We start from the raw sequence: 25,379 nt of genomic DNA, 5'->3' as shown, positions 1-25,379 counted from the left end.
CGGTGATCCGCTTCGGCTATCAATTCGTTCGATCTCCGGTTTTGCCCGGCGCGCAATCATGGCATGGTGACTGACCATGGGGACGGTAGGTCAGGGTAGATGGGATCTCGTCTTTCCGTCCGGAGCGCCCGAGCGTGTCGGCGATATGTTCGCCACCGCCGTGGTCGCCGACGCGGTCCGCAGATATGACGCGGACCTCGCACAACAGGTCGAGACCTGCCGGGACTGGCATTGCGCCTACCGCGGCGTCTTTCGCGGGCTGACCGCGCTGGCCGCGAGTTCGCCCGCGGCCTCAGTGGGGATCGCGACCGACGGTTTGCGGTCCGCACGCCAGCTGCTGCGTTTCGTGACCGGGCGCACGATCGCGCCATTGCTGAGCGTCGATGTGGACGCCATCGCGACACCGGGCGGACTCGATACCGGTCGGATCGACGGCACCGCGAAGCCGGTGACCCGGCTCGAAATCCCGTTTCGCGGTGCGCTGCTGGCCGAGGAGGCGCTTTGGCAGCAGCTGACCGACTGGCGCCGCCGCGGAATTATCGAACCGGCCTTCGCGGCGGCGGTGGAGCGGGTTATCGATCATCCGGAGTGGTTGTCGCTGCCGGGTTTCCGGGTGCTCGTCACCGGCGCGGCGGCCGAACTCGCTCCATTGCGGCCGCTGCTGGGTTGGGGCGCCGATGTTCTCGCGATCGACCTGCCCGGACCCGATCGATGGCGGAAGATTTCGGAAATCGCGAACGCGGGAGCCGGTCGGCTGCGCTATCCGATCACGGTCGGACCCGGTGCGGATATCACCAGGCAGTTCCCGGCGTTGGTGCACTGGATTCGCGGGCAGCTCGATCGAGATATTCGGCCGGTATTCGGTATGTATGCGAATAGCCCTGGACCGCAAGGGGTTCGGCTGGCCGCCGCGCTGGATGTCCTCGTCGAGGATCTGCTCGCGCACCGCGATGACGCGGCTGTGGCGTATCTCGGCTCGCCGACCGACTGCTATGCCGTTCCCGAGGAGGTTATCGCGGACGCCCACGCCCGCCTACATGAGCGCGGCGTCGGTGAGCAGCTACTGCGTCTGCTCACCGCATCTGCCCTATACCGCCCGAACTACAAGATCACGAATCCCGATCACCTCGGTGCGATCTGGAGCGTCGCCGATATCCTGCTCCCGTCGCAAGGCCCGAATCACGCACTCGCCCAACGCCTACTCCGCTGGCGCACGGTCCTCGCGCAGACCGCTGGCCGCACAGTCTCCTGCACCGTCGCACCACCCGCATGGACGAAATCCCTACGCGCCCAACGCTCCCTCGCCGCGTCCTACCGCGGCGCCCACCACTTCGGCATAGAAGTCTTCGCCCCCGACACCGCCCGCCCCCTCTTAGCAGCCAAACTAGTCGCCGACCTCTACGCACCCCCGCAAACACCCCCCAACGCCAACCCCGAGCACATCTTCGTAGCCGGCGCAGCCCACGGCGGCCTCTGGCGCCACCCCTACGAGCCGACCTCAATCCTCCCCCTCGCCGCCATCCCCGGCCACCTCCACACCCTCCTCGGATCAAGATCAGGTGGCATATATGGCGGCATCGCCCGAGAAGCCTCCGCCGCCAGTTCCACCTGATCTTGATCCCCTACGCTGGGGCGACGGTGGACCAGGGAACGGAGAGGACGCAGTCGCGCATGCGGCGGCGGTAGGGGCGTACTGGGAAACCGTCCTCGCGGAGGTACTCGGCGGCGGTGCGCCAGCGGGCTCGGGGGCCGAAGGGGGCCAGTGGGGCGGCTCTTGCCCAGGCGCGGTCGGCGGCGCTCAGCAGGGCGTGCACGGGTTCGCCGGGGAAATTTCGGTGGATCAATACCTTCGGGAGGCGCTCGGCGATATCGGACGGGCGCTCTACTGTGAACGGGTCCCAGGCCAGGGTCAGCGAAAGCGGGCCGGTGCGGTCGAGCAGAACCCACGCGCAGCGGCGGCCCAGCTCGTCGCACGTGCCGTCGACGAGCAGACCATCAGGATCCATCCCGGACAGAATGGTGGCCCACGCATCGGGAACCGCCGATTCCGGATACTGGCGCAGCACATTGAACGCTCGCACCAGAACCGGTCGCAGACCGGCCAATTCGAAGCCGCCGCGGGCGAAGCTGACGCCGTCGCGGCCGGGTACCACCCGTTCCGGATCGATCTCCAGACCGACCACCCGCAGGTCGGGGCGGACGGTGCGCAGCCTGGCCGCCAGCTCCAGCGTGGTCCACGGGCTCGCCCCGTAGCCGAGGTCGACGACCAGGGGATCCGCTGCATCGCGCAGGCGCGCGGCGACGAGCTCGTCGTGGATCAGCCAGCGGTCGCTGCGTCGTAAGCGGTTGACACCGGTGGTGCCCCTGGTGATGGTGCCGATCGGTCTCAGCTGGTCGGGTTTTGCTCTTCCAGCCACTTCACGGTCTGTTCGGCCTCGGCGCGGAAAAGGTCGACCAGGTTCACCAGCATCAGCTGTTCGAGCCGCGGGCCGACCATCGGGATGAACACCTTGGCCTCGGAGGAGAACCGCATGGTGCAGCCGGTCTCGGTGGGGAAGAGCCGGATGGTGCCGCCGAGGCTGCCCGGCCCGGCGGGAATGGAGGCCGAGAACTTGCCGACGGACTCGTTCTCGTCGAACGGCCCCCAGCTCTCCTTGCGGGTGATGACCATGTCCTTGCGCATGACCGCCTGCGCGATCTCCGGCAGCATCTCGCGCGGCAGGATGTGGTGGAGTACGACCTCGATGCCCGAGTCGCCGACCTCGAGGCTGACGACCTCGTTACCCGGCGAATATTTCGACATCTCCGTGCACCGGTCTTCCCAGTACTCACGGGTCGACAGCGCCGCGTAAAGCTCTTTTGTGGTGTGCAGCGGGTAGCGGGCTGAATAGTCCAGTCGGCGAGCCATGAGCGACTACGTTACCGGGACCGGTCGCCGCCCCATCGCTCGGCGGTGACTGTGGGGATTCACCACAAACCCACATCCGGGGCGCGCGGAATATCCACAGTCCGGCGTCGCCGCGCGATCAGGGCTTGGCGAGCCAGTTGTTGGTGAACTCTTCCTCGGACGCGAGCAGTTCGGTCAGCCGCTCCGCGATCGCGGCCTCGATCTTGCCGCCGAACAGCGGGATCTTCACCTCGATGGTGCCGTCGGTCTGGGCTGCCGAACCGGAGCCATCCGCGGAAAGCGTGATCGTCCCGCGGACTTCGGCGGGCGCACCCTCGACGCGTGCGGTGAAGGTGGCCGAATCGCCGGACCAGCTCTCGGTGCGCGGGATGATCAGATCACCCGGGCGCACCGCGGTAATCGCGGGCGGCAGCAGCTCGGCGGGAATGGTCTGCACCATCTCGACCTTGACCTGGTCGCCGTTGACGGTGACCGAATCGAGCCGGGCATTCTCGCCGCCCACCTCGGCGACGCGGTCCTTCCAGTACTGCTCGTCGGCGAAGGCCGCGCGCACGGCGGCAACCGGATGCGAGTAGCGGGCCGTGTACGCCAGGGGTGTAGCCATGGTCGAACAGGCTACCGTCTGGAGCGTGCGAACTTCACGGGTGGTGTCGTCGGATCAGCTGCGCGAGCTGCTGGCCGACAGCGGTGCGCGGCTGCGCGAATCGGTGCGACTGGCCGAGCTGACCACGTTGCGGGTCGGCGGGCCGGCCACGGTCGCCGAGTGCACGACGACCGAATCGCTGGTCGCGACGGTGCGGGCGCTGGATGCGGCGGGCATTCCGCGGCTGCTGCTCGCGGGCGGCTCCAACCTACTGATCAGCGACGACGGCTTCGACGGCGTGGTGGTCCTGGTGGCCAACGACGGTGTCGAGATCGGTGCGGACGGTGTCATCGCCGAGGCGGGCGCGAACTGGGACACCGTGGTCGCGGCCACGGTCGAGGCCGGGCTCGGCGGGCTGGAGTGCCTGTCGGGCATTCCCGGATCCGCCGGTGCGACGCCGGTGCAGAACGTCGGCGCCTATGGCGTCGAGGTCGAGAGTCTGCTGCGCCGGGTGCGCCTGTTGGATCGCGCGAGCGGTGAGATCCGCTGGGTCGAACCGGCCGAACTCGGCTTCGGCTACCGCACCAGCGCACTCAAACACCGCGATACCGCCGTGGTGCTCGCGGTGGACTTCGCACTCAACCCCGACGGATCCAGCGCACCGCTGCGCTACGGCGAACTCGCGAACGCGCTCGGCGCGACCAATGGTGACTCCCGTCCCGCGGATCAGGTCCGGGCCGCCGTGCTGAAGTTGCGCGCAGGCAAGGGCATGGTGCTCGACCCCGACGATTACGACACCTGGAGCGCTGGCTCGTTCTTCACCAATCCGGTCGTCGCCGAGCACCGCGTCGCCGCTGTGAAGGCCGCGATCACCGCTCATGTGGGCGATGTCACGATCCCCACCTATCCGGCGCCCGATGGCGTCAAATTCTCCGCGGGCTGGCTCATCGAGCGGGCGGGCTTCGCCAAGGGTTTCCCCGGCCCGGACGCCCCGGCCCGGCTGTCCACGAAACACACGCTGGCACTGACCAACCGCGGCGTCGCGACCGCCGCCGATCTGGTCGCGCTGGCCCGCACGGTCCGCGACGGTGTGGCCGATCGGTTCGGGATCCGGCTGGAACCGGAGCCGGTACCCATCGGGGTCGCTCTTTAAACGAGTGCAACGAACACCACACTCTTAGCTAGTCAAGCGAACGGTTCTCGCCGCGTAAATTCGATGCGGTGAGCAATCGTCCAGGCCATAGACCGGTCGCTGCCGTCTCCGCCGTGCTGCTCGTGGTGGTCGCGCTGGTGGCGGGATGCACGAGCGATAAAGGCGGCAAAAGCGACTCCGCCAAAGACAACACCCCGGCCGCGAAGGTCACGCTGGCGCCGGCCGCCGACACCAAGAACGTCAACCCCACGGCACCGGTTTCGGTCACCGTCGCCGACGGCACCATCGACCAGATCGCACTGACCAACGCCAATGGCAAGCAGGTCACCGGTCAGCTCGCCCCGGACAAGCGCAGCTACCAGATCACCGAACCGCTCGGCTACGACGCCAAATACACCTGGTCGGGCACCGTGATCGGCGTCGACCGCAAGCCGGTTCCGATCGATGGCGCATTCACCACGCTCGCGCCGAAGAACACCTTCCCGGCGACGCTCAATATCGCCGACAACCAGGAAATCGGCATAGCCGCGCCGATCATCTTGCAGTTCAAGGGTTCCGTGCAGAACAAGGCCGCAGTAGAGAAGGCACTCACGGTCACCACCAATCCGCCGACCGAGGGCGCGTGGGCCTGGTTCCCCGATGACAACGGCGGCTCCCGCGTGCATTGGCGCCCCAAGGACTACTGGGTGCCCGGCACCACCGTGCACGTCGCGGCCAAGCTCTACGGCCTGGATCTCGGCGGCGGAAACTACGGGTACACCGATCTCACTTCGGATTTCCGCGTCGGCCGCAGTCAGATCGTCAAGGCCAACGCGCCGAGCCATCGCATGCAGGTGGTGCGCGACGGACAGGTCGTCTTCGATTTCGCGGTCAGCTACGGCGAGGGCAATCAGGCGCGCAATGTCACCCGTTCCGGTGTGCACGTGGTCACCGAGAAGTACGAAGACTTCCTGATGTCGAATCCGCCGTTCTACACCAACGTTCGCGAACGCTGGGCGGTACGCATCTCCAACAACGGCGAATTCATCCACGCCAACCCGGAATCGCTGTCGGCACAGGGCTCTTCGAATGTCACCAACGGCTGCATCAATCTGTCGCCGACCGACGCGCAGGCCTTCTTCCCGACCGCGCTCTACGGCGATCCGGTCGAGGTGACCGGCACTTCGATCCCGTTGTCGGCCGCCGACGGCGACCTGTACGACTGGACCATCGACTGGAGCAAGTGGAAGTCCTTGTCCGCCATGGATGGTTCCGGTGCCAGCATCTCCGCGACACCGGTTGCCCCTGGTCCGCCGCGCTAGCCCGCCGATACGAAATCGCCCCCGCTCGGAGTATTCCGTGCGGGGGCGAATCATATTCGGCGCGAGGCGATTACCGGGCGGCGTCCTTGGTCAATGCGATGTCCCGCACCAGCGAGCCGTCCTTGCCGAACGTCTCGGCGTCGATGATCGAACCCGCCTGCTGCTTGGCGAGCAGATCCCGGATCTCGATGAGCAGTTCGATTTCGGTCGGCTCGGCCACTTTGGCGGTGCCGAAGCGATTCTTCAGGGTCTTCATCGGCACCATCAGCACGAAGTACAGCACCGCCGCGACCATCACGAAGTCGATGAGTGCGGTGATGATCGGCCCGACCGCGATGAAGGTGGCGGGTTTACCGGCGACCAGCTGAATGCCGAGCCCCAGCTCATTGGTCTTGCCCATGACCGCGAGCAGCGGATTGATGATTCCCTTGGTCACCGCCGTCACGACCGCGGTGAACGCGGTGCCCATGACCACCGCGACAGCAAGATCGATAACGTTCCCGCGCATCAGGAAATCTTTGAAACCCTTGAGCATGAGCCGAGCAACTCCAATCTCGTCTATATGAGGTTGTCGCTATGGAGGCGACAACCGATTTCGCAAGTACATGGGTAACTCACCGGGTACGCCCAAAACCCAGCTGGCACCAGCCCGCCGGGCCGGTTATGACTTGCGTGGCACCGACGACCGGCAAAAGGCGTGGGAGGCGGGCAAGCAGGCTATTTCAGCCGCGGCGCGCGAAGCGACCCGGGCCCGCCTGGTCACGGGGCTTGACGATGATCTGGTCCAAATTCACATGTGACGGTCGCGACGCGACGAACCCGATGATCTCCGCGATGTCCTGGGCGACCAGCGGGTCGATGCCCTCGTAGACCTTGGCGGCGCGTTCCTCGTCCCCGGCGAAGCGGACCAGCGAGAACTCGGTTTCGACCGCGCCGGGCGCGATTTCGGTGAGCCGCACCGGCTGGCCGAGCAATTCACCGCGCAAGGTGCGATGCAGTACGGCCTGGGCGTGCTTGGCCGAGGTGTAGCCGGAGCCGTTGTCGTAGGCCTCGAAGGCGGCGACCGAGGTGATGGTGACGATGAGGCCGTCGCCGGAGGCGATCAGCTTCGGCAATAGCGCCTTGGTCACCCGCAGCGTGCCGAGCACATTGGTTTCCCACATCCAGCGCCAGTCGTCCAGGTCCGCATCGGCCACCGCGGCCAGGCCCTTCGCGCCGCCCGCATTGTTGACCAGCACATCGGCATTCTCGATCGCGTCGGTGAAGGCGCGCACGGAATCGTCCGAAGTTACGTCGAGTTCGAGTGCGGTGCCGCCGATTTCGTCGGCGAGGCGCTGCAGCCGGTCGAGCCTGCGCGCACCGACGTACACGTGATAACCCTGTTTGGCGAGCTCCCGGGCGGTGGCTTCCCCGATTCCCGAGCTGGCTCCGGTGACGACGGCAGTGCGAATGCTCATATTTGCGATCCTAAGTGCAGCTCATTTGCTGGCGAGTCCCGCTGTTGCCCGGATCACCGCACCGGGTCCGATCACCGTTAGCCTCGGTGGCATGGCTATTCGCGATGCGGTCAGTGCGGACGGAACGAATATCGTCTATCGGGTCAGCGGCCCCGCGGCGGGCAGGCCGCTGGTTCTGCTGCACGGTTGGTCGGCCAACCTGCAGTGCTGGGGCGCGGCCGCGGACGAGTTGGCCGAACGCTTCCGGGTGATCGCGGTCGACCTGCGCGGCCACGGCTACTCCGACGCTCCGGAGACCGGCTACGACGATCCGAAGAACTGGGCCGCCGATATCGCCGCGGTACTGGCGGCCGAGGGCATCGAATCCGGCGCGGTCCTGCTTGGCTGGTCCTATGGCGGCATCGTGCTCACCGACTACCTGACCGCCTACGGCACCGGCGCGGTCGCGGGCGTCGTCTACTCGGGTTCGATGGCCAATATCGGCCGCGCGCCCGGCGCGGACACCGGTTCGGCCATGAAGGAAGCCATTCCCGGCGTGTTCGAGGAGAGCGCGGGCCGTGCGCTGCGCGCCTTCGGTGCGTTCGGCAACGCCAATACCGGACCCGGTGCGGATAAGGGCGTCGACGCGCAACGAATCTTCGGCGCGAGCCTGTCCACGCCGCCTCGGGTGCGCAAGGCGCTGTTCTACCGCACCGTCGACAACACCGAAACGCTGCGCACCCTGGACATTCCGGTGCTGGTGCTGCACGGAACCAAGGATCCGGTGGTGCCGATCGAGAACGGCCGCTACATCCTCGACGCCGCCCCCGATGCCCGCGCCTCGTTCTGGGAGGACGCGCAGCACGGGCTGTTCATCGAGGATCGCGCCCGGTTCGTGGCGGAGGTCGGCGCGTTCATCGAGGGTCTGAATTAGGCGTCCGAAATTCGCTGGCGCCGCCCGCTCGGCTCGAGCAGACTTGGCGAGTCCCGGTACCGACACCAACACCGGGTGAATATGTGCACGGCGCGTGAAAACCTTCACGAAACCGCTGTGACAGCTGTCACTTGGCTCGGATACGGCGTCTGAGTTGTGCGATGCAACGTGCACTATGGATGGTGTGAGTCAACGCCCGGACCTACGGCCGAATCGGATTGCCGTGCTATCGGTGCACACCTCACCACTTGCTCAACCGGGTACCGGCGACGCGGGCGGTATGAACGTCTATGTGCTGCAAACCGCCATTCAGCTGGCCCGACGCGGCACCGAGGTCGAGATTTTCACCCGGGCCACCTCCTCGAACGTACCGCCGGTCCAGGAGGCGGCCCCGGGGGTCCTGGTGCGCAATGTGGTGGCGGGTCCGTTCGAGGGACTGGACAAGCACGACCTGCCGACCCAGCTGTGCCCGTTCACCGCCGAGGTGCTGCGCCAAGAGGCCAGGCACCTACCCGGGCACTACGACCTCGTCCATTCGCATTACTGGCTCTCCGGCCAGGTCGGCTGGCTGGCCCGGGACCGCTGGCGGGTGCCGTTGGTGCACACCGCGCACACGCTCGCGGCGGTGAAGAACGCGGCGCTGGCCGAGGGCGACTGCCCCGAACCCGCGACCCGGGAGATCGGCGAGAAGCAGGTGATCGCCGAGGCCGACCGGATGGTCGCCAATACCGCGGAGGAGGCACGCCAGCTCGTCGAGCTGTACGGCGCCGATCCCGCGCGCATCGATGTGGTGCCGCCCGGCGCGGACCTGAACCGCTACCTTCCCGGCGAACGGGCCGCCGCCCGGGCCGAATTGGGCCTGGCCACCGATGAGCAGATCGTCGCGTTCATCGGCCGCATCCAGCCGCTCAAGGCCCCCGATGTGCTGATTCGCGCCGCCGCGGAACTGCTGCACCGGAACCCGGCGCGCAAACTGCGGGTGCTCATTGTCGGCGGCCCCTCCGGCACCGGGCTGGAGCGCCCGGATTCGCTGATCGAACTCGCCGCCGCGCTCGGCATCGCCGAGCACGTCACCTTCCTGCCGCCGCAGCCGCCGGACCGGCTGGTCCAGGTCTATCGGGCCGCCGACCTGGTCGCGGTGCCCAGCTACAACGAATCGTTCGGGTTGGTCGCCATCGAGGCCCAGGCCAGCGGCACCCCCGTGCTCGCGGCCGATGTCGGCGGACTCGGCACCGCCGTGCGCCACGGCGAGACCGGTCTGCTGGTGCCGGGACACCGGACCCCGGACTGGGCCGACGCCCTCGGCCACCTGCTCGGGGACGCCGAGCGACTGCACCGGATGGGTCGGCGCGCGGTCGAGCACGCGGCGCACTTCTCCTGGGAACACACCGCGGACGGGCTGCTCGCCAGTTATTCGGCGGCGCTGGCCGATTTCGGTGCGATCCGCGCGGGTCTCGGCGCGCGCCGCGGCCTGACGTTCGACGCCGCGCGGGCCGAACTGCCCGGTGAACGCGCTAACCTCGCCGGTGAACGCAGTGCTGTTCTGCTCGGCGAGAGCAGTCAGGCCAGATCGCGGGCGCTGTGGCGGCGCCGGACGGGAGCGCACCGATGAGTACGGCCGCGACCGCGCAGCTGATCGACGAAACGCTGCGTGACCGGGAGATCGAATACACCCGCCCGAACCAGGACACCTTCGTCGTCATCCTGCCGGGTGAACGCAAGCTCGAGACGACCGTGATGCTCACCGTCGGCAAGCACGGCGTGCGGATCGAATCGTTCGTCTGCCGCAAGCCCGACGAAAACTTCGAGGGCGTCTACAAATTCCTGCTGCGCCGCAACCGCCGCCTCTACGGCGTGGCCTACACCCTGGACCGCGTCGGCGACATCTACCTGGTCGGCCGCATCGCCACCCACGCCGTCACCCCCGACGAACTGGACCGCGTCTTCGGCCAGACCCTCGAGGCCGCCGACGCCGACTTCAACACCCTGCTCGAACTCGGCTTCGCCGAATCCATTCGCCGGGAATGGAACTGGCGAGTCTCCCGCGGCGAATCCCTCAAAAACCTCCGCGCCTTCGAGCACTTGGTCCAACCCGCCGACCACCCCTGAGCCGCCGAGCGTAGTCATTTGGTCGCTCTCGGCGGCCTGTCGAGCGACCGTGTGACTACCGTCGGAATGTGCCTGCGAGTGTTGCGGGCGAGCGGAGTCATTTGGTCGCCTCGCGGCAGCCTGTCGAGCCACCATATGACTACCGTCGAAATACCCGCCTGCGCGTGCTGTGCAATGGTGTGCCTGGAGTGGGGCGAGTGGGTGACAATCGCGGTGCGGTGCATAGGCTCTAGTGGGCCGCCTAGGAGGTCGCAGGCGATGATGGTTCTTGCGCTGGATATCGGTGCGACGAAGTTCGCTGTCGGGGTGGTCCACGGGGGGCGGAAGGTGCGCGATGTGCGGCGAGTCGATGTGCCTCGCCAATCGGTGTGGGCGGCGTGCCGCGACCTATTGCGCGAGGCGGCGGGGGATGCGACGGTCTCGGCGATCGGAATCGGTTCGGCCGGTCCGGTCGATGTGCGGACCGGTATCACCAGTCCGCTGAACATTCCGGAATGGAAGCCGGGCTTTCCGATCGTCGCCGAGGTGCAGAAGCTATTTCCTTCCGCCGCAGTCCGATTCGCCATCGACGGCGCCTGTCTCGCCCTGGCCGAACATCACGTCGGCGCGCTGCGCGGGGTGCCGAACGGGCTGGCGATGACGGTCTCCTCCGGCATCGGCGGCGGCATCATCGTCGACGGACGGGTGGTGCTCGGTCGCACCGGCAATGCCGGACATGTCGGCCACATCGTGGTGCCGGGCTGGGATGTGCCGTGCGAATGCGGCGGCGTCGGCTGCGTGGAGGCGATCGCCAGCGGCATGTCATCGGTGCGCTGGGCGCGCGCACAGGGCTGGCGCGGTGAGACCGGCGCCGGACTGGCGAAGGCCGCGCACTCCGGCGACGAGATCGCGCTCGCCGCGCTGCACCGGGCCGGAACCGCGCTCGGCACGGCCATCGCCTCCGCGGCGTCGACGCTCGATATCGATCGGGTGGTGATCGGTGGCGGCTTCGCGCAATCGGGTGAACCGCTCTGGGAACCGTTGCGTGCGGCCCTGACCCGGCATGCCGGATTGGACTTCCTGCGCGAGCTGCGGGTGGTGCCGTCGCGAATCACCAATGGCGCCACCCTGGTTGGCGCCGGCGTCCTGGCCGCGGGCCACGATACGGCCGGCGCCATCTCCTGAGCAGTGGGAACGGGTGCGAGCCCGGTTCGCGCACATGCCAGAATGGCGGGCATGACGTACACCCTCGTGTTGCTGCGCCACGGCGAGAGCGAATGGAATGCCATGAACCTGTTCACCGGCTGGGTGGACGTGCACCTGACCGATAAGGGCATCGCCGAGGGTAAGCGCGCCGGGGAACTGCTGGCCGAACACGGCATCCTGCCCGATATCGTCTACACCTCGGTGCTGCGGCGCGCGATCAGCACCGCGAATATCGCGCTCGACGCCGCCGACCGGCACTGGATTCCGGTCGTGCGCGATTGGCGCCTGAACGAGCGTCACTACGGCGACCTGCAGGGCAAGAACAAGGCACAGGTCCGTGACCAGTACGGCGACGAACAGTTCATGCTGTGGCGGCGCAGCTACGACACCCCGCCGCCGCCGATCGACCCGTCGAACGAATACAGCCAGGAGGGCGACCCGCGCTACGACGGCATCGACGTCCCGAAGACCGAATGCCTGCTCGACGTGGTCAATCGGATGGTCCCGTACTGGGAGTCGACCATCTCCAAGGAACTGCTCTCCGGCAAGACCGTTCTCGTTGCGGCGCACGGCAACTCGCTGCGCGCGCTGGTCAAGCATCTCGATCGGATCTCCGACGAGGATATCGCGGGCCTGAACATCCCCACCGGCATCCCGCTGCGCTACGAGCTGGACGAGAACCTGCGCCCGATCCGTCCGCGCGAATACCTCGACCCCGAGGCCGCCGCCGCGGGTGCCGCGGCCGTCGCCAGCCAGGGCGGCAAATAAGCACCTACGTCGATACGACAACGCGCCGCGACCGGCATCGGTCGCGGCGCGTTGTCGTTTTTCGCCGAGGATGGTCCGTTTGCTCCGGTGACACGCCGTTTGCCTCGATCGGAAACAGGCGGGGATCGCGGGTCGCGGTCAGTTAGCTGGAGCCACCTGGGTTAGTGTGAATTCTGCTGGTCGGCGTGGACTTCCCCAACCTTGCACGGGCGTTATGCGATGTCGGTTGCTGTATGTGAACCGATATTCGAGCCGCGGTTTATGTAACCCCAGATTCAAACCTACTCGTCGGTATGTAAGCTCTGGTCGTTCGACCAGTCCGAGAGGCGGATCACCCCTGATGCAGACGATGTTGCGTGCCACGGTGGCGGCAGTTACCGCGGCGGTGCTCATTCCTTTCCTCACCCACAGCGCGATCGCCGCGCCGGAGCCCTCGGGTCCCGACGGCGGCGCTGCCGGCGCCGACTGGACCGCGGCCGAGGACGGCCCGCAGCAGTACCCGAATGTGAACATCCAGTGGGATGTCCCGATCACCATGAGCGACGGCACCGTCCTCAAGGGCAACGTGTACCGCCCGGCGGACGCCGCGGGCCGCCCCATCGACACCCCGACGCCGACGGTGGTCAATCTGACCCCGTACACCAAACTGGTCTCCAATATCGCCGACAGCGCCATGTCCATCCCCGGCCTGTCCGACGCGCTGATCGAACTCTTCCGCCGGATCGACCTCAGCGGCACCCCGCTCTCCGGCGTCACCGATCTGACCAAATCCTTCGGCGGCGGCCAATTGCGTAACTTCGCCGTGGACCGCCAGCTCATCAAGAGCGGCTACACCCAGGTCGTCGTCGACGTGCGCGGCACCGGCTTCTCCCAGGGCACCTGGGACATGCTGCGCCAGCGCGAACAGCAGGACACCTACGAGGTGATCGAATGGACCGCGCGCCAGCCATGGTCCAACGGCCGCATCGGCATGAACGGACTCTCGTATTCGGGCATCAACCAGATCCAGGTGGCCGCGATGCGGCCGCCGGCGCTGACGGCGATCTTCCCGGTGGTGCCCGGCAGCGATCTGGTCAATGACGTGCTCGCGCCCGGTGGCGGCTTCGGCTTCAACTTCATCCCGCTGTGGCTGACCGCCATCAACGGCCTCAAGCTCGTCCCGGATGTCGCGTCGATATTCAACGGACAGTTCGATATGCGGTGGCTCGCCGATCGGGCGAAGGATCCATTCACCTTCATGGATGTGCTGCTCAATGTCTACACCACGACCCGCGTCGAGGATCTGGACCCGCGCGCCAAGGAACTGCTGACCGGATCCTCGCCCGCGCGCGAGGCCTGGCTCAGCGATCCCGGCAAGATCCAGGTGCCGACCTTCGTCACCGGCGGCTGGCACGACCTGTTCACCTATTCGGAATCCAAGATCTACAACGAGATTCCGCTGCCCGCGGGTGAGAAGCAGTTGCTGATGGGCAACACCTATCACGTCAGCTCCGGCAACGAATACGCCAAGCCCGGCCTGCCCCCGCGCCTGGATGTGCTGCAGCGCGCGTGGTTCGACAAGTGGCTCAAGGGAATCGATAACGGCATCGATAAGTACGGCCCGATCACGCTGCGCCAGCAGGGCGGGGGTTGGATCACCACCGACTCGTTCGCCGATCCGCGGACCGGCGCCCTGGATGCCGAATATCGCCGGATGTACCTGTCCGCCAACCGAAGTGGCACGGCCAGCAGCCAGTACGACGGATCGCTGCGCACCGCGGCGGACCCGGACTCGGCGCGGCTCACGGTCGCGCCAGGCCTGACTACCCTGTGCTCCAATGACGCAGCGCAGGGTAGCGCGGGCGCGCTCTCGATCATCGATGGCTGCGCCAAGGACTCTCGGGTGGCGGAGTTGAACGGCCTGACCTTCACCAGCGATCCGGTCGCCGAGCCGACCACCATCTCGGGCCGAATCGCCGCGCACCTCAACACGGTTCAGGATGCCGCGGATGGCTACTGGGTGGTGACGGTGAACGACGTCGCACCCGACGGCCAGTCCACCGTGCTCTCCTCGGGTCAGCTGATGGCATCGCTGCGGCAGGTGGACGATGCGAACAGTTCGCGTTCGGCCAATGGCGATTACACCGATCCGCGTCCCTATACCTCGCTGGACCGGCGTCAACTCACCGTGCCGGGGGAGCAGACGACCCTCGATATCGCCCTGCCCGCCACCGAGGCGATCCTGCAGCCGGGCCACCGCCTGCGCGTGGACGTCTTCGCGGGCAACTTCCCGAAGGGCCTGCCGGTGCTGCCGATGCTGGTCGACACCGGGCTGAAGCCGCAGCACGTGCAGCTGGATCCGAACGCGCCGAGTTTCGTCAATATCCCGGTGCGCGGGAACCCGGGCTGGTAAGCCGAATCCGGCCCGAGCGTGCACCTCTCGCGCATTCATGCTCGAACCCGCGGGGTATGGGTGATTGGTGCACGCTCGGACCGGTCCGGCGCCGTCTAGTCGGCCACGGCGAACGCGGCTTCCAGTGGCGGGAAGATCGCGCGGGCATCCGCACCGGAGAACCAGAGGCCGACGGTGAACACCGAGGTGGCCTCCAGGTATTTGGCGCGATGCAGTCCACCCGCCGAAATCGGTTGCAGCTTCAGATCTTCGGCCAGCGCCGCGACCTGTCGCACCGCGGTCGCGTCGTCACCGCAGATCGGGACCGCCAGCCTGCGGTCCTCGAAGACACGGGTCTGCGATTCCCACACCTCGGCGGCACAGACGTTGAACGCCTTCACCACGTGCGCATCCGGAACCGTTGCCGCGATGCGTGCGGCGACCGCGTCCTCGGACAGTACGAATGCCAGCACCCCCTCCGGCGCGGCCTCATCCGGTAGGAACGCATTGGTGCAGTCGATCACCGTCCGTCCGGCGAGCGATCCGCCGATTTCGCCGAGCACTCCGTCAAGGGCGCTTACCGGCAGCGCGAGCAGAACGACCGCCCCGAATTCGGCCGCCTCGCCGATACTTCCGCCGCGCGCCCCGTGCCCGATGGTTGCCGCCAGTTCGTCCGCGGCCGCGCGCGAGCGCGCACCGATGACGACCTCATGTCCGGACGCGGCCCAGCCACCGCCCAGCGCCTTCGCCATCGCACCGGCTCCGATGATTCCGATTCGCATATCAACTCCTAGCTCGGGATGTATTCGGCACCGACGCTAGGGATTCCGATAGGCACCCGAAGGTGCGCAACAGCGATGGCAGGCTGGTGTCATGACGGTCGAACATGCGCAGCAGGTGGAATTCGCGCCCTACGGCGATTACGAGGCCGACTGCCCGGCCCGGCTCGGTGTCGACCTGTTCGGCAACCGCTGGCTCGCGGTCATCGCCTACATGCTCCGCGAGGGTCCGATGCGCCCCGGCGAACTCCGCATGGCCATCGGCGGCATCAGCCAGAAAATGCTTACCCAGACCCTGCGCCGGATGGAATCCATGACCCTCATCGAGCGCCACCGCTACGCCGAGGCCCCGCCGCGCGTCGAGTACGAACTCACCGCGGCCGGACGCGACCTGCTGATTCCGATCTACGCCCTCGGCGAATGGGCCGACCGCCACGGCGATTCCGTTCGCGCGGCGATGTGCGAAGCCGACGACGTTTCTGATGACGAGCGTGAGGACTGATTTCGTTGCTCGGGGAGGCGCGGGAGAACAGTGCGTAAACGCGCGGCTAACGGGCCTGGAAGTGCCTATGACCTGCGCGAAACTTCGCGTACCCCGAGTTGGGTTGTCGGTTGGCGACCGTACGATTCATATGTGAGTGTTCCCCAGGCCGTCCTGCTGGCAGTCCTCGCGGCTGTCGTCGGCCTGGCAGTCGGCGGGCTACTGATCCCGTTCGTGAACGCCAGGCAGGCCGCCCGTAGACAGGCGGATTCCGGTCTCACCATGTCGCAGGTGCTCGACCTGATCGTGCTCGCCTCCGAGAGCGGCATCGCCGTCGTCGACGAGTACCGCGACGTGGTGCTGGTCAACCCGCGCGCCGAAGAACTCGGCCTGGTCCGCAACCGGCTGCTCGACGAGCGCGCCTGGGTGGCGGTGGAGAAGGTGCTCGCCACCGGCGAGTCCGCCGAATTCGACCTCACCGCGAAGAATCCGATGCCCGGCCGCAGCCGGATCGCGGTGCGCGGAGTGGCCAGGCAGCTATCGCGCGAAGAGACCAGCTTCACCGTGCTCTTCGCCGACGACGATTCCGAGCAGGCCCGCATGGAGGCCACCCGCCGGGACTTCGTCGCCAACGTCAGCCACGAACTCAAGACCCCCGTCGGCGCGATGAGCCTGCTGGCCGAGGCCATGCTGGAATCGGCCGAGGATCCCGAGGCGGTCCGGCACTTCGGTCAGCGCGTACTCGGCGAATCCCGCCGCCTGGGCAAGATGGTGACCGAGTTGATCGCGCTCTCGCGACTACAGGGCGCGGAAAAGCTGCCCGAACTCGAGGTGGTGGACGTCGACACCGTGGTGATGCAGGCGGTCGACCGATCCCGCACCGCCGCCGAGGCCGCCGGCATCACCGTCAGCACCGATCGCCCGAGCGGGCTCGAGGTGCTCGGCGATGAAACGCTGCTCGTCACCGCGCTGTCCAACCTGGTGGAGAACGCCATCGCTTACTCGCCGGCCGGTTCCCACGTTTCGGTGAGCCGCTCGCTGCGCGGCGATCACGTCGCTATGGCGGTGACCGATCGCGGCATCGGCATCGCCAAGGAAGACCAGGAGCGGGTCTTCGAACGCTTCTTCCGATCCGATAAGGCCCGTTCGCGCGCCACCGGCGGGACCGGGCTCGGCCTGGCTATCGTCAAGCACGTGGCAGCTAACCACAACGGTGAGATCACCCTGTGGAGCAAGCTGGGCACCGGATCGACATTCACCCTGCGAATACCAGCCCACCACGAAGCCGACGGCGAGGAAGAGGTCGACGGCGCAGTGGTGAGCATGAGAGAAACACACCCGCGCCCCACGGGGCCGGGCAGACCCAACGGTGTGGAGGCACGCAGATGACGAGTGTTCTAATCGTCGAAGATGAGGAGTCGCTGGCCGATCCGCTCGCGTTCCTGCTGCGCAAGGAGGGCTTCGAGGTCACCGTGGTCGGTGACGGACCATCCGCGCTCGCCGAATTCGACCGCTCCGGCGCCGATATCGTGCTGCTCGACCTCATGCTGCCCGGCATGAGCGGCACCGATGTGTGCAAACAGCTGCGCACCCGCAGCGGCGTCCCGGTGATCATGGTCACCGCGCGCGACAGCGAGATCGACAAGGTGGTCGGTCTGGAACTCGGCGCCGACGACTACGTCACCAAGCCGTACTCCGCGCGCGAACTCATCGCCCGCATCCGGGCCGTGCTGCGCCGCGGCGCGGGCGATGAACTGGAGGGCGGCAATGAGAGCGGTGTGCTCGAGGCCGGACCGGTGCGGATGGATGTCGACCGCCACACCGTGCACGTCAACGGCAGGCAGGTCACCCTGCCGCTCAAGGAATTCGATCTGCTCGAGTACCTGCTGCGCAATTCCGGTCGGGTGCTGACCCGTGGCCAGTTGATCGACCGCGTGTGGGGCGCCGATTATGTCGGCGACACCAAGACCCTGGATGTGCACGTCAAGCGGCTGCGCTCGAAGATCGAGGGCGATCCGGCCAAGCCGGAGCACCTTGTCACCGTGCGTGGATTGGGTTACAAGCTCGAGGCGTGAGCTCCCCCGCCTCCCCGAATATTTTGCCGATCGGTGGGTGCACTGATACTGCCGTCGCGGACCGGCGGTAGCACGGCTGCGCTGGTCTTGGGCGTGCCCGGCGAGTTACCCATGTTCTCGCGAGATCAGTTGATGCGGTAAGCAACCTTGCGTGCTTCCGTTTCGCACAGCAACCGAGGCCCCGACAACCTCGGTGCTGCTGTGCCTAAATCAGGGCAGGTAGACCCAGGTGGGGCCGAGGCCGGGCAGGTCGTTCTTGCGCAGAGTGATCCAGCCGAGGTCGTCTTCCTGCATGCAGTCGTAGACATCGGCCGCGCTGGTGCCGCGGCAGGCGATGGTGTGAGTGACGCCATACGGGCTCATGATCAGGTTCTTGCCCTGCGCCTGGGCATTGATCGAGTCCGGGGTGTTCGCGGGCATGAAGTCGGCGGTGAAATCGGCGTATTTGGCCGGGTCACCATTGGGTTCCGCGTGCGCGGCACCGGTCAGCACGGCGGTGGCGCCGAGCGCGATCGTTGTCAGGGCGAATGCTTTCTTCAACATGACCGCACATCCAACCGCATGTGGGTAAAGCTCGCATGGCGGGCAGGTGAATCACCCGCTATGCAATCCTCACGCCGACTGGTCCGCGATCGGTTGGTCGGATTTCATGCGGTCCGCGTGCACGGTCGCCGGGTGGATCGCGATGAGGCCGAGCCCTTCGCGCCGCTTGCAGTGCCTGGCCAGCTCCTCGTAGGCGGGTACGCCGAGCAGTTCCTTCAGTTCGGGAGCGTAGGACTGCCACACCGGACGGGCGCCGACGTGTGCGTCGGGGGAGCCGGAGCAGTACCAATCCAGGTCCTCGCCACCGGGACCCCAGCCGCGCCGGTCGTACTCGGTGATGGTGGTCTTCAGGATCTGCTTGCCGTCGGGGCGGTCCACCCAATCCTGGGTGCGCCGGATCGGCAGCTGCCAGCACACATCCGGCTTCACCTCCAGCGGCTCGATGCCCTTGCGCAGCGCCATGGTGTGCAGCGCGCAGCCGACGCCGCCCGCGAAGCCGGGCCGGTTCAGGAAGATGCAGGCGCCGTCGAAGCGGCGGGTGCGCAGCGCGGGCTCGTCCTCCAGCTCGTCGAGCTCGAGATAACCCTTCTTGGTGACCTTGCCGTCCGAGTCCATTGCCTCGTTCATCAGCTGCCAGTCACCGGGTGTGAGCATTTTCACAGCATTGGTCAGCCGCTTGCGATCGTCCTTATCGGAGAGGAACGCGCCGTGCGAACAGCAGCCGTCATCGGGGCGGTCGCTCAGAATTCCCTGGCACGCCGGAGTGCCGAAGACACACGTCCAGCGCGACAGCAGCCACGTCAAATCCGCGACGATCACATGCTCGTCGTTTGCTGGATCGATGAACTCGATCCATTCCCGGGGAAAGTCGAGATCGACCTCCGGCGCCGGATCGATCTTCCCCGCTGGTCGGGGCCTCTTGGAGCCGCTTGCCGCTGCGCCTACCGTCACACTTCAGGACGCTAACAGTTCAGTCGCCTGGTCTAAAGGGCCGGCTCACCCAGTACCGTATTCATGTGCGGCTTGGGGTACTCGATGTCGGAAGCAATACCGTCCACCTGCTCGTGGTGGACGCCCATCGTGGTGGTCACCCGATGCCGATGAGCTCGACAAAGGCCACGCTACGGCTATCGGAGAACATGGACGGCGAGGGCCGCATCACCGTCCAGGGCGCCGAACGGCTGATCGCGACGGTCGCCGAATTCGCCAGCATCGCCGAGACTTCCCGGTGCGTCGAGCTGATGCCGTTCGCCACCTCGGCGCTGCGCGAGGCGACGAACTCCGACGAAGTCCTCGCCCGGGTCCGGTCCGAGACCGGTGTCGAGTTGCAGGTGCTCTCCGGTGTCGACGAGGCGCGGCTGACCTTCCTGTCCGTGCGCCGCTGGTACGGATGGAGTGCGGGCCGGATTCTCAATCTCGATATCGGTGGCGGCTCATTGGAAATGACCAATGGCGGCGACGAGGAACCCGATGTTGCCCTCTCGCTGCAACTCGGCGCCGGACGGTTGACCAGGGAATGGCTGCGCGAGGATCCGCCGGGCAAACGCCGCGTCGCGGTGCTGCGCGATTGGCTCGACGCGGAACTGGTCACGCCGACGAAACAGCTGCTCGAGGCCGGAAAACCGGATCTCGCGGTGGGTACGTCGAAGACCTATCGGTCGCTTGCCCGTCTCACCGGATCGGCACCCTCTTCGGCCGGGCTGCGGGTGCGCCGTACACTCACCAGCTCAGGTCTGCGCCAACTGATTGCCTTCATCTCGAGAATGACGGCGGCGGACCGTGCAGAATTGGAAGGCGTAAGTTCCGATCGGTCACAGCAATTGGTGGCTGGCGCATTGGTCGCGGAGGCGAGTATGCGGGCACTATCGCTGGACACCCTCGAGATTTGTCCGTGGGCACTGCGCGAGGGGCTGATCCTGCGCAAACTGGATACCGATATGAACGGCGGACCGATGGCCACGGCATTGCCGGGTGCCGTCGTGGACGCCAGCGGTAAGCCGGTGCCCGGCGGCGGTCTATCGGGCCCGATCGAAACGGTGTCGTCATGAGTGAGGATTCCAAGCAGCTATCGGTTGCCGAGCTGCTTGCACGCAACGGGCAGCAGGGTGCCTCATCCGGTGGCGGCGGCCGTCGGCGGCGCAGTGGCCGCGGCATCTCGGTGGCCGAGCTGACCGGTGACCTCCCGGCCATTCCGGCCGGCGGCGGTGGCGGCCATTCGGCGCACGCCGCACCGGAGGCCGAGGAACCGGCTTACGAACCGCCGTCGTATGAATCCACCGGATTCGACGCCTCCGGCTACCAGCCCTCCGGCTATCAGTCCGGCGGCTACGGTTCCGCCGGATTCGAAACGCCCGCGCCGGAACCGGCTTCGTATGCCGCGCCGGAGCCGTACGCGCCGCCCGAGGCCGAACTGCCCAACTACTCGCCGATGTCGGGGCCGATCACCAGATACGACCCGCTCTCGGCCTACGCGGCTGCGGACCAAGCCGATCCGCTGTCCGCACCCGGATGGTCGAGCCGGGTCATGCCCGGCCGGGAAATGCCTGGTCCGGATGTGCCATCGCGGCACTCCGCGCCCGCGGATCCGTTGTCCGCGCCGCTGTCGGATCGCTATGCGGCGGACCCGTACGCGGCCCCGGCGCCGGAGCCGTACGCGCCGGACCCCCGCTCCGATGACATGCCCGCCGCGGGCTCCGGACGCACCGGCCGCCGACGCAGGCACGCCGAACCGGAGGAAGAGACCACCGAGGTACGCCCGCTGCGCGATCTCGGCCACAACAACGGCCGCCCGCCCGACCCGCAGCCGAACGGATCGAGAACCGGTGGCCGGGCCGCTCGTCGTCGCGCGGCGGAGGCCGAGGCCGAAGCGGAAGCCGGACCCTCGACCGCGGCATGGTCGCCGTCCACCAACGGCTTCGCGCCGGAGTCGGCGCCGCTGCCGGAGTCCCCGCGACCGGACGGTCCGTCGAGATCGCATCGCGGGGCGGCTCCCGAATCGGAGCAGCGAAGATCAGCACGACATGACGGTTCCGGCGGTTCGGCCGAGGGCGCTCTGCCCGCGTGGTCGGCGCGAAGACACGTACCGCCCACCTCCAAGAACGGTGCACCCGAAACCGGGGGCATTCCGACCGCCGCGTGGTCACTGGCCAGTCAGGATCAACAGCTGGTCTCCGGCCAGACCGTGGCGGGTGACCTGCTGCGCGACGGCGTCGAGCGGGCCGAGCGCGCCGATGCCGAGCGCGCCAGGGGCCGCAGTGCCCAACGCAATGGCAGCGGTCGGCGCGGACGTTCGAAACGCGCCGCGGGGCGCGCACCCGCTGATTCGGAAGATCGGTACGACGGTCGAACCGATGTGTACGAACCGTTCCCGACGGGCGATGGCCTCGACGAGCACGACGCCGATTCGCATTTCGACGGCGATTTCGATGCGGAGCCGGAATCGGAGCATTCCTTTGCCGCCGCATCGTCTCCCCGTCGCTCGCGGATCGCACGGAAGGCGGAGTACGACGCCAATCGCCGCCAGTGGATGATTCTCGGCGGTCAGAGCACCGGCGCGGCGGTCGCCGGAATGTTGCTGTTCAAGGGTTTCGAGCGCATGTGGGAAATGCTCCCCTGGGTGGCGCTGTGCCTGGCGATGATCGTGATCCTGGGGCTGGTGGCATTGGTGCGAATATTGCGGCGCACCGATGACATCCTCAGCACAGTGATTGCCGTCGTCGTTGGCATCTTTGTCACCTTGGGACCGCTAGCCTTTCTTCTCAGTACGAACTGAGCAGGGAGCAGCTGTGGGGAACATCGGGCAGGCGGACGACATCAGGGCGGAGAGCGCGGTCAGTGAGCCCGCGCCGGATCATGACGTCCATAACGAACCGCATCCGGCCGGCGGGCCCGGTGGACCGCAGATCCTCGTCGGCCTCTCCACGGCCTCGGTATATCCGCAGAACACCGAGGCGGCGTTCCGGTACGCGGCCGAAATCGGTTACGACGGTATCGAATTGATGGTCTGGGCCGAACCGGCCAGCCAGAGCATCGCAACCATCCAGGCCTACTCCCGCAAATACGACGTGCCGGTCCTGGCCATCCACGCACCGTGCCTGCTGATCTCGCAGCGGGTGTGGGGTTCGGATCCGGTGGCGAAACTGGAGCGCAGTGTGCGCACCGCCGAGGCGCTCGGCGCGAGCACCGTGGTGGTGCATCCGCCGTTCCGCTGGCAGCGCCGCTATGCGCAGGGCTTCGCCGACCAGGTCGCCGAGTTGGAGGAGCACAGCCACGTCATCGTCGCGGTGGAGAATATGTTCCCCATGCGCGCGGACACCCTCTTCGGTCGCGGCGCCGGTTCGGTGAAGCGGCTGGAGCGTCGCGGCGGCCCCGGACCCGGTGTGACCGCGTTCAGTCCGTCCTACGACCCGACCGACACCGGATTCCGGCACTACACCCTCGACCTCTCGCATACCGCGACCGCGGGCGCCGACCCGCTGGCGCTGGCCGCGCGGATGGGCCACGGCCTGGCCCACCTGCATCTCGCCGACGGCCGCGGCGCGGCGCACGATGAACATCTGGTGCCGGGCGAGGGCACTCAGCCCTGCGCCGAGCTGTGCGCGGCCTTGATCCGCTCCGGTTTCACCGGGCACGCGGTCGCCGAGATCAATACCCAGAACGCCCGCACCACCCAGGGGCGCTCGGGCATGCTGCACCGCACGCTGGCCTTCGCCAGGGAGCACCTCAACGCACCCGCTCCGGCGCCGACGCACGCGAACCGAGTGTGATCCCGCACTGACCCTCCGAACGGAGGGGAATTCGGCCCACGATTCGCCTCGTTCTACGCTGTACGAACGCCGCCCTCGCCCTTGCGGCCGACCGACGACAGGAGTGACGATGCCGGAGCTGACCGCCGACCTAGAGCGGCCCATCGCGACCGACGCACCCTTCAGCCGGGTGGTGGCGCTGACCGAACTGCTGTCCGCCACGCCGGATACCGGCCGCTACCTGGGCCTCATCGATCGGATCTGGACAATCGGCAAGAAGGTGCACGGCGGCACCATGGTCGCGGCCAGCGCCGCCGCGGCCACCCGCTGGCTGCGCGCCTCCGATCCGGCCCTGGTGGCAATGGCTCCCATCGCGGCGAGCTCCGATTTCCTCGGTGCACCCGAACCCGGCGAGGTCGAATACGAGGTGCACATCAGCAAGGTGGGTCGGCAGATCTGCCTGGTCGATGTGAACCTGATCCAGAATGGGCGCACGCTGGTGCGCACCGCCTTCACCTTCGGCCACCTCGACGACGCCGATCCGGTCTACGCGCCCGAGCACGGCGATATGCCGGTCGAACCGCCCGCCGACGCGGTCGGCTACCAGGGCTCGTCGATGGGCAAGGTTGTGAACGTGGCCCAGGGCGCCGAACTGTACATCGACCGCGAGTGGGCGCCATTCCTCGACGGCGCGAAAGGCGAACCGCGGCTGCGTCTTTGGATGCGTCCGTTCGACGGCGACCAGCAGGACCCCGATGTGGCCATGTACTTCGCGATGATGTCCGCCGATATGAGCCCGCCGGTTCCGGTCAACCTCGGTCATTTCGGCTGGGCCCCGACCGTTCAGATGACCACCTACCTGCGCCGTCGGCCCGCGCCCGGTTGGCTGCGGATCATCGCGACCAGCCACGAGGTCGGCGGGCGCATGTTCGACGAGGACCAGCTGATCCTGGACTCCACCGGCGCGGTCGTGGCCCAGAGCCGCCAGCTCGCGCTGGTGCCGCAGCAGCAATAGCACGGGTTTCTCAGCGCCTGTACAGGTTCCCCTGCGCCGAGGCGATATGCCGCGCGATTAGCCTTGAGTCCTATGACGAGAGTTGCGGTGATCGGTGGCGGTCGCATCGGGGAGGCGTTGATCGCCGGATTGCTCGAATCGGGACGGCCGGGCAAGGATCTGGTCGTCGTCGAGACGCATCCGGATCGGGCCGAACTCATCGGCAACCGATTCGGCATCCGGGTGACCGATTCGATCGCCGACGCGATCATCGGCGCGGATGTCCTGGTCATCGCGGTCAAGCCCGGTGATGTGGATACCGTCCTGACCCAGCTGGGCAAGGCCGAACTCGACAGCGACCGGGAGCAGGTTCTGGTGTCGCTGGCGGCGGGTGTGCCGACGGTGCGACTGGAGAACAAGCTGCCCGCCGGATTCCCGGTGGTGCGGGTGATGTCGAATACCCCGATGCTGGTCGGTCAGGGCATGAGCGTGCTCGCCCCGGGCCGTTACGCCCGGCCGGAGCAGCTGGCCCAGGTGACCGATCTGCTGGCCGCGGTCGGCAAGGTGGTGACCGTGACCGAGGCGCAGATGGATGCGGTGACCGCGGTGTCGGGCTCGGGACCCGCGTACTTCTTCCTGATCGTCGAGGCCATGATCGATGCGGGCGTCGGGCTCGGCCTGAGCCGCGATGTCGCCACCCAGCTGGTGGTGCAGACGATGGTCGGCTCGGCCGCGCTGCTCGATGAGTCCGGGCAGAGTGCCGTCGAATTGCGCGCCGCGGTGACTTCTCCGGCGGGTACCACCGCTGCCGCGGTGCGTGAATTGGAGCGGGGCGGGGTGCGCTCGGCTTTTCTGGAGGCATTGCACGCCGCTAAACAACGGTCGGCGGAACAGGGCGGCATGAGCGAAGGGCACGCAGGCGGTAGCCCGGCCTGACCAGACGGAAATCCGGCGTGCGCAAAGCAAACACAGGGCAACTTCAGGGTGACCGGTCGGTTCCCTGTGTGTAAACCT

25 protein-coding genes are annotated in these 25,379 nt (G+C 67.2%); 17 read left to right on the top strand and 8 right to left on the bottom strand.

What is annotated here, in order from left to right; all coding sequences use genetic code 11:
* Positions 1–76 precede the first annotated feature (76 nt).
* Positions 77–1,612, top strand: a complete 1,536-nt coding sequence (locus ACHQ4I_RS35005; protein ID WP_420776182.1) for a hypothetical protein — start codon at positions 77–79, stop codon at positions 1,610–1,612.
* A gap of 10 nt (positions 1,613–1,622) precedes the next feature.
* Here the strand turns inward: ACHQ4I_RS35005 and ACHQ4I_RS35000 are convergent, their stop codons facing one another.
* The 3 genes from ACHQ4I_RS35000 to ACHQ4I_RS34990 all read right to left on the bottom strand — a co-directional run bounded on the left by ACHQ4I_RS35000 (position 1,623) and on the right by ACHQ4I_RS34990 (position 3,512).
* The gene (locus ACHQ4I_RS35000) at positions 1,623–2,417 is read right to left on the bottom strand and encodes a class I SAM-dependent methyltransferase (protein ID WP_420776181.1); all 795 of its coding nucleotides are present in this window, start codon (positions 2,415–2,417) and stop codon (positions 1,623–1,625) included.
* The gene (locus ACHQ4I_RS34995) at positions 2,387–2,908 is read right to left on the bottom strand and encodes a DUF2505 domain-containing protein (RefSeq protein WP_420776180.1); all 522 of its coding nucleotides are present in this window, start codon (positions 2,906–2,908) and stop codon (positions 2,387–2,389) included. The genes ACHQ4I_RS35000 and ACHQ4I_RS34995 overlap by 31 nt, the downstream gene beginning before the upstream one ends.
* A gap of 118 nt (positions 2,909–3,026) precedes the next feature.
* Positions 3,027–3,512 (bottom strand): DUF2505 domain-containing protein, encoded by a 486-nt coding sequence (locus tag ACHQ4I_RS34990; RefSeq protein ID WP_420776179.1) that lies wholly within the window; start codon positions 3,510–3,512, stop codon positions 3,027–3,029.
* Between ACHQ4I_RS34990 and ACHQ4I_RS34985 the strand changes: the two genes are divergently transcribed.
* Together ACHQ4I_RS34985 and ACHQ4I_RS34980 are read left to right on the top strand one after the other, a co-directional pair.
* Complete coding sequence (locus tag ACHQ4I_RS34985) at positions 3,511–4,644, top strand: UDP-N-acetylmuramate dehydrogenase (RefSeq protein WP_420776178.1); 1,134 nt, start codon at positions 3,511–3,513, stop codon at positions 4,642–4,644. The two genes, ACHQ4I_RS34990 and ACHQ4I_RS34985, sit on opposite strands and share 2 nt — an antisense overlap.
* A gap of 68 nt (positions 4,645–4,712) precedes the next feature.
* Positions 4,713–5,945 carry a L,D-transpeptidase gene (locus tag ACHQ4I_RS34980; RefSeq protein WP_420776177.1) on the top strand — a complete coding sequence of 411 codons (1,233 nt, stop codon included), beginning with the start codon at positions 4,713–4,715 and terminating at the stop codon, positions 5,943–5,945.
* Between the two features lie 70 nt (positions 5,946–6,015).
* On the opposite strand, the gene mscL is transcribed toward ACHQ4I_RS34980, so the two are convergent.
* Together mscL and ACHQ4I_RS34970 are read right to left on the bottom strand one after the other, a co-directional pair.
* Positions 6,016–6,480, bottom strand: a complete 465-nt coding sequence (mscL, locus tag ACHQ4I_RS34975; protein ID WP_420776176.1) for a large conductance mechanosensitive channel protein MscL — start codon at positions 6,478–6,480, stop codon at positions 6,016–6,018.
* A gap of 187 nt (positions 6,481–6,667) precedes the next feature.
* Complete coding sequence (locus ACHQ4I_RS34970; RefSeq protein WP_420776175.1) at positions 6,668–7,402, bottom strand: SDR family NAD(P)-dependent oxidoreductase; 735 nt, start codon at positions 7,400–7,402, stop codon at positions 6,668–6,670.
* A 91-nt stretch (positions 7,403–7,493) separates the two neighbouring features.
* Between ACHQ4I_RS34970 and ACHQ4I_RS34965 the strand changes: the two genes are divergently transcribed.
* The 6 genes from ACHQ4I_RS34965 to ACHQ4I_RS34940 all read left to right on the top strand — a co-directional run bounded on the left by ACHQ4I_RS34965 (position 7,494) and on the right by ACHQ4I_RS34940 (position 14,769).
* Complete coding sequence (locus ACHQ4I_RS34965; RefSeq protein WP_420776174.1) at positions 7,494–8,315, top strand: alpha/beta fold hydrolase; 822 nt, start codon at positions 7,494–7,496, stop codon at positions 8,313–8,315.
* A gap of 175 nt (positions 8,316–8,490) precedes the next feature.
* Complete coding sequence (gene mshA, locus ACHQ4I_RS34960; protein ID WP_420776173.1) at positions 8,491–9,927, top strand: D-inositol-3-phosphate glycosyltransferase; 1,437 nt, start codon at positions 8,491–8,493, stop codon at positions 9,925–9,927.
* Positions 9,924–10,424, top strand: coding sequence for a type III secretion system chaperone family protein (locus ACHQ4I_RS34955; RefSeq protein WP_420776172.1), 501 nt, complete (start codon positions 9,924–9,926; stop codon positions 10,422–10,424). Before mshA ends, ACHQ4I_RS34955 begins: the two co-directional genes overlap by 4 nt.
* Positions 10,425–10,682: 258 nt before the next feature.
* Positions 10,683–11,588 (top strand): ROK family protein, encoded by a 906-nt coding sequence (locus ACHQ4I_RS34950; protein ID WP_420776171.1) that lies wholly within the window; start codon positions 10,683–10,685, stop codon positions 11,586–11,588.
* Positions 11,589–11,630: 42 nt separating this feature from the next.
* The gene (locus ACHQ4I_RS34945) at positions 11,631–12,377 is read left to right on the top strand and encodes a phosphoglyceromutase (RefSeq protein WP_420776170.1); all 747 of its coding nucleotides are present in this window, start codon (positions 11,631–11,633) and stop codon (positions 12,375–12,377) included.
* Between the two features lie 340 nt (positions 12,378–12,717).
* Positions 12,718–14,769: a CocE/NonD family hydrolase gene (locus ACHQ4I_RS34940; protein ID WP_420776169.1), complete on the top strand. Its 2,052-nt coding sequence runs from the start codon at positions 12,718–12,720 to the stop codon at positions 14,767–14,769.
* A 95-nt stretch (positions 14,770–14,864) separates the two neighbouring features.
* On the opposite strand, the gene ACHQ4I_RS34935 is transcribed toward ACHQ4I_RS34940, so the two are convergent.
* Positions 14,865–15,530, bottom strand: coding sequence for an NADPH-dependent F420 reductase (locus ACHQ4I_RS34935; protein WP_420776168.1), 666 nt, complete (start codon positions 15,528–15,530; stop codon positions 14,865–14,867).
* A gap of 91 nt (positions 15,531–15,621) precedes the next feature.
* Here ACHQ4I_RS34935 and ACHQ4I_RS34930 point away from each other — a divergent pair, with 91 nt between their 5' ends.
* The 3 genes from ACHQ4I_RS34930 to ACHQ4I_RS34920 all read left to right on the top strand — a co-directional run bounded on the left by ACHQ4I_RS34930 (position 15,622) and on the right by ACHQ4I_RS34920 (position 18,083).
* Positions 15,622–16,029: a winged helix-turn-helix transcriptional regulator gene (locus tag ACHQ4I_RS34930; protein ID WP_420776167.1), complete on the top strand. Its 408-nt coding sequence runs from the start codon at positions 15,622–15,624 to the stop codon at positions 16,027–16,029.
* Positions 16,030–16,161: 132 nt separating this feature from the next.
* Positions 16,162–17,397, top strand: a complete 1,236-nt coding sequence (locus ACHQ4I_RS34925; RefSeq protein ID WP_420776166.1) for a sensor histidine kinase — start codon at positions 16,162–16,164, stop codon at positions 17,395–17,397.
* Positions 17,394–18,083, top strand: coding sequence for a response regulator (locus ACHQ4I_RS34920; RefSeq protein ID WP_420776165.1), 690 nt, complete (start codon positions 17,394–17,396; stop codon positions 18,081–18,083). The genes ACHQ4I_RS34925 and ACHQ4I_RS34920 overlap by 4 nt, the downstream gene beginning before the upstream one ends.
* Positions 18,084–18,293: 210 nt before the next feature.
* Here ACHQ4I_RS34920 and ACHQ4I_RS34915 read toward each other — a convergent pair whose 3' ends face one another.
* Positions 18,294–18,626, bottom strand: a complete 333-nt coding sequence (locus ACHQ4I_RS34915) for a hypothetical protein (RefSeq protein ID WP_420776164.1) — start codon at positions 18,624–18,626, stop codon at positions 18,294–18,296.
* Positions 18,627–18,695: 69 nt separating this feature from the next.
* Positions 18,696–19,577 carry a DUF3109 family protein gene (locus ACHQ4I_RS34910; RefSeq protein WP_420776163.1) on the bottom strand — a complete coding sequence of 294 codons (882 nt, stop codon included), beginning with the start codon at positions 19,575–19,577 and terminating at the stop codon, positions 18,696–18,698.
* A gap of 65 nt (positions 19,578–19,642) precedes the next feature.
* On the opposite strand from ACHQ4I_RS34910, the gene ACHQ4I_RS34905 reads away from it, so the two are divergent.
* The 5 genes from ACHQ4I_RS34905 to proC all read left to right on the top strand — a co-directional run bounded on the left by ACHQ4I_RS34905 (position 19,643) and on the right by proC (position 25,301).
* Positions 19,643–20,674 (top strand): Ppx/GppA family phosphatase, encoded by a 1,032-nt coding sequence (locus ACHQ4I_RS34905; RefSeq protein ID WP_420776162.1) that lies wholly within the window; start codon positions 19,643–19,645, stop codon positions 20,672–20,674.
* Entirely contained in the window at positions 20,671–22,398 is a 1,728-nt protein-coding gene (locus tag ACHQ4I_RS34900; RefSeq protein ID WP_420776161.1) for a hypothetical protein, read from the top strand. Before ACHQ4I_RS34905 ends, ACHQ4I_RS34900 begins: the two co-directional genes overlap by 4 nt.
* 130 nt (positions 22,399–22,528) lie before the next feature.
* Complete coding sequence (locus ACHQ4I_RS34895) at positions 22,529–23,392, top strand: sugar phosphate isomerase/epimerase family protein (protein WP_420776611.1); 864 nt, start codon at positions 22,529–22,531, stop codon at positions 23,390–23,392.
* A gap of 109 nt (positions 23,393–23,501) precedes the next feature.
* The gene (locus tag ACHQ4I_RS34890; RefSeq protein WP_420776160.1) at positions 23,502–24,386 is read left to right on the top strand and encodes a thioesterase family protein; all 885 of its coding nucleotides are present in this window, start codon (positions 23,502–23,504) and stop codon (positions 24,384–24,386) included.
* Between the two features lie 72 nt (positions 24,387–24,458).
* The gene (gene proC / locus ACHQ4I_RS34885; protein ID WP_420776159.1) at positions 24,459–25,301 is read left to right on the top strand and encodes a pyrroline-5-carboxylate reductase; all 843 of its coding nucleotides are present in this window, start codon (positions 24,459–24,461) and stop codon (positions 25,299–25,301) included.
* Positions 25,302–25,379 lie beyond the last annotated feature (78 nt).

It is taken from the genome of Nocardia nepalensis (genome assembly GCF_048910785.1).
In the GTDB taxonomy this organism is placed as follows: Bacteria; Actinomycetota; Actinomycetes; order Mycobacteriales; family Mycobacteriaceae; genus Nocardia; species Nocardia nepalensis.
This window is presented reverse-complemented; position numbering and strand designations above follow the sequence as displayed.